We start from the raw sequence: 892 nt of genomic DNA, 5'->3' as shown, positions 1-892 counted from the left end.
AACGAATTCAAAGAACATTAAATTTGTCCACGATGTCGTGGCACTTATTTTTGTCAACGATGTCCTGGCACTTGTCACCTACTCCCTATCCCCTATCCCCTACTCCCTATTCCCTACCCCCTACCTCCCCCAGCGCCCGAGAAATTCCAAAGTCCAGAAGATTTCTCTTGAAAATGTTCCTCCCAATTTGCATACTTGCACCAATCAATGGGGCGGCTGCTCCACGCAACCACCCGGGATGCTGGCAGAAACGAGGAGTTTTAGCATGAATGCTCCATCGTTGCCTTCGGGAAAAGTCGCTTACTCCCCTTCCAAAAATCACGGCCGTTCCACGCCTGCTTCTCCCAGCCAGGGTCCCGTTCCCTTCTCAGCAGTTTGTCATTCACAATTACTCAGCCCAGATTCACCGTTTACCGTTCACCATTTGTCATTCACCGTCTCTCTTCGGCCGTGCCCATGAGAACACTGCGAAAACTGCTGCCCGGGCAGCCGGGCACGAGAAAGATTCTGGCAGAATACGGCGAACGGCTCGTTTGTGTGCGGTATCGCTATGATCGCGCCAACAAACGGCGGCTGAAAACGGTCGAGTTGGTCATTGCGCAGGCGCCGTGGGAGCCTCCGCCTGCCAAGATCGCGTCCGATCGCATCGTGCAACTGCGGGTCAAGTACGGCGAAATCGCCCTCGGCCGCCAGGTCAGAGCCGCCGGCGGCAAATGGAACCGAGAAAAGCAGTTTTGGGAGTTGCCATATGACAAAGCGCTGCAACTGGGATTGAGCAACCGCATCGTCGAATCATCACAGCAGTGACAATTCACCATCGCCAATAGGAGACAGGCAGAGGTGAATTGGGAAAGCGTGAAACATAGAACCGCTGATGGGGGTAGTCATGAGC

At 54.1% G+C, this 892-nt stretch carries 1 protein-coding gene; it reads left to right on the top strand.

The genetic code is table 11. The features are described 5' to 3' along the window. Positions 1–456: 456 nt before the first annotated feature. Positions 457–807 carry a hypothetical protein gene (locus tag L6R21_28010; protein MCK6563052.1) on the top strand — a complete coding sequence of 117 codons (351 nt, stop codon included), beginning with the start codon at positions 457–459 and terminating at the stop codon, positions 805–807. Positions 808–892: the final 85 nt, after the last annotated feature.

This window comes from bacterium, from assembly GCA_023150945.1.
In the GTDB taxonomy this organism is placed as follows: domain Bacteria; phylum Zhuqueibacterota; class Zhuqueibacteria; order Zhuqueibacterales; family Zhuqueibacteraceae; genus Coneutiohabitans.
The sequence above is the reverse complement of the archived record's forward strand: the minus strand, read 5'-3'. Positions and strand labels throughout refer to the sequence as shown.